The 2665-nt window shown below is 71.6% G+C and carries 2 protein-coding genes and 2 pseudogenes; all 4 read left to right on the top strand.

The window, feature by feature from the left end; all coding sequences use genetic code 11:
- A pseudogene (locus QZ433_RS07205) lies at positions 1 to 452 on the top strand (glycosyltransferase family 2 protein); the annotation flags it as partial.
- Positions 453 to 457: 5 nt separating this feature from the next.
- Positions 458 to 1276 (top strand): CDP-alcohol phosphatidyltransferase family protein, encoded by an 819-nt coding sequence (locus tag QZ433_RS07200; protein WP_295781277.1) that lies wholly within the window; start codon positions 458 to 460, stop codon positions 1274 to 1276.
- 50 nt (positions 1277 to 1326) lie between these two features.
- Positions 1327 to 2181, top strand: a complete 855-nt coding sequence (locus QZ433_RS07195) for a glycosyltransferase (protein WP_295781275.1) — start codon at positions 1327 to 1329, stop codon at positions 2179 to 2181.
- Between the two features lie 8 nt (positions 2182 to 2189).
- Positions 2190 to 2665: pseudogene (locus QZ433_RS07190) on the top strand (hypothetical protein); the annotation flags it as partial.

The following is a 2665-nucleotide window of genomic DNA, read 5'->3' as shown; positions in this document are numbered from 1 at the left end:
GGCAGACCGGCGGCACGGTGTGGTTCACACCCGAGCTGGTCGTGACGTACCGGCCGCGCCCGAGCCTGAAGCGCCTGGTGCGGCAGTTCGTCGCGACCGGGCTGTGGCGTGGCGAGCTCGCCCGGCGCTTCCCGGCGAACAACGGCCTGCGGTACTTCGTGCCCCCGGCGATGGTCGCGGCGATGGCCGTCGGCATCCTCGCCGGCGTCGTCGGGATCATCGGTGCGGCGACCGGCACCGGCGCGGTCTGGGCGCTGCTCGGGTTCGTCGTCCCCGCCGTCTACCTCGTCTTCGTCGTGGTCGGCGCGGTCGCCGTCGCGCGGCGATCCGGGGCGGCGACGCTCCTCTGGCTCCTCGTCGTCCTGCCGTGCATCCACGTCGGCTGGGGGATCGGGTTCATCATCGGCTTCCTGACCAGGACGTCCGAGCTGACGACGCACACGGGACGGTGACCGACATGACCGACGACGCCACCACGGGACGCGCCGCGCGGCCGACCTCGATCGCCGAACTCCGCGCGGTCGCGCAGCCGGACGCGGTCCGGATGCGGGCGAACGCCGAGCACTGGACCGCGTCGCTGTACCTCCGAGACGTCTCGCCGTACCTGACGTGGGTCCTGCTGAAGACCCGGGTGAGCGCCAACCAGGTCACCGGGCTGATGATCCTCGTCGGGTGGAGCGTCGCCGCGGCCCTGCTGATCCCGGGCATCTGGGGTGCGGCGCTGGCACTCGTGCTCGGGCAGCTGCAGATGCTCGTGGACTGCAGCGACGGGGAGGTCGCCCGGTGGCGCGGCACGCACTCGCCCGCCGGGGTGTTCCTCGACAAGGTCGGGCACTACACGACCGAGGGGCTCATCCCGATCGCACTCGGCATCCGCGCGGCCACGTGGCCGATCCACGACGCGGACTGGATGTGGACGACGATCGGCTGCGCGCTCGGGCTCGTCATCGTCCTGAACAAGGCCCTCAACGACATGGTGCACGTGGCCCGCGCCAACGCCGGGCTCGAGAAGCTCGTCGACCGCCGCGACGCCTCGACCGCCCCGTCCGGCCGCCGACTCGCCACGCTCCGCAAGGCCGCCCGGTTCCTGCCGTTCCACCGCCTCTACCACTCGGTCGAGCTCTCGATCCTCGCGTTCGTCTTCGCGCTGCTCGGACTCGTCATCGGGGACACCCTCGCGTCACGCGTCCTGGTCGGGGCGCTCCTGCCGCTCGCGGTCCTCGCGACCGCCGGACACTTCCTCGCGATCATCGCCTCGAAGCGGGTCCGCGCGTGACGCCGGGGACCGTGGGACGCCACGCGGTCCCGCACCGCTTACGACCCCGTGTGGCCGTGGTGAGCCTCTCGCAGGGCACCCGCCCCGACGACCTGCGGCGCGGACTCGAGAGCGTGCTCGCGCAGCAGGACGTCGAGCTCGACGTCGTCTGCGTCGGCAACGGCTGGGAGCCGACCGGGCTGCCCGAGGGTGTCCGTGCGCTCGCACTGCCCGAGAACGTCGGCATCCCGGCCGGACGGAACGCCGGTGCGGACGTCGTCCACGGCGATTACGTGTTCTTCCTCGACGACGACGCCTCGGTGCCGTCACCGACGTTCCTCCGAGACGCGATCGCGTTGTTCGAGCACGATCCCTCGCTCGGGCTCGTCCAGCCCCGTGTCATCGACCCCACCGGCGCCGCGAACCCCACGAGGTGGATCCCGCGCATCCGCAAGGGATCGCCGTCGGGGTCGTCCCCGGTGTTCTCCGTGTGGGAGGGCGCCGTCGTGCTGCCCACGGACGTCTACCGGGCGGTCGGCGGCTGGGGAGCGCCGTACTTCTACGCGCACGAGGGCATCGAGCTGGCCTGGCGGGTGTGGGACGCGGGCAGACGGGCGTGGTACGCGGGAGACCTCGTCGCCCACCACCCCGCGATCGACCCGGCGCGGCACCGCGAGTACTACCGGCTGAACGCCCGGAACCGGGTGTGGCTCGCGCGGCGCAACCTGCCGCCGGTGCTGCGACCGCTGTACGTCGGCTCGTGGGCGGCGATCCAGGTGGCGCGCTGGTGGCGACACCCGCGGCGTCTCGCGACGTGGTTCGGGGGCGTCCGCGAGGGGTGGACCACCGACTGCGGACCCACCGCGACCATGGGGTGGTTGACCATCGGACGCATGACGCTCGCCGGCCGTCCCCCGATCATCTGAGGAGACCCATGTCGATCCTGAGCGACGCACGCACGGCCGTCCGGCTCGTGCAGCGACTCCTGAAGTCGCGGCAGAGCCGGAACGCCCTCGCCCGACGTCTGCGCGAGGAGCCGCCGCTGACGCCGGGCTCCGTGGAGATCGCGGTGTACTTCGCCGACGGTCCGGTCAACCTGTACCAGGTCCGTCAGTGGTACGCGCCGCTCGCCGAGCTGCACGCGCAGCACCCGGTGGCGATCATCTCGCGGAGCCCCGGCGCGATGCTCGCCCTGCTCGAGGAGTCGCCGGTGCCCGTCGTGTACGCGCGGCAGGTCGTCGACCTCGAACGGTTCGTCGACGAGCAGGCCCCGAAGGTCGTCTTCTACGTCAACCAGAACGCCCGCAACTTCCAGATGATGCGGTACGGGCGCATGTGGCACGTCTTCGTGAACCACGGCGAGAGCGACAAGATGTACATGACGACGAACCAGTTCAAGGCGTACGACCA

Origin of the sequence: uncultured Microbacterium sp., from assembly GCF_913776565.1 — a bacterium.
Taxonomy (GTDB): Bacteria; Actinomycetota; Actinomycetes; order Actinomycetales; family Microbacteriaceae; genus Microbacterium.
Note: the sequence above shows the minus strand (reverse complement) of the source record. Positions and strands in the feature narration are given on the sequence as shown.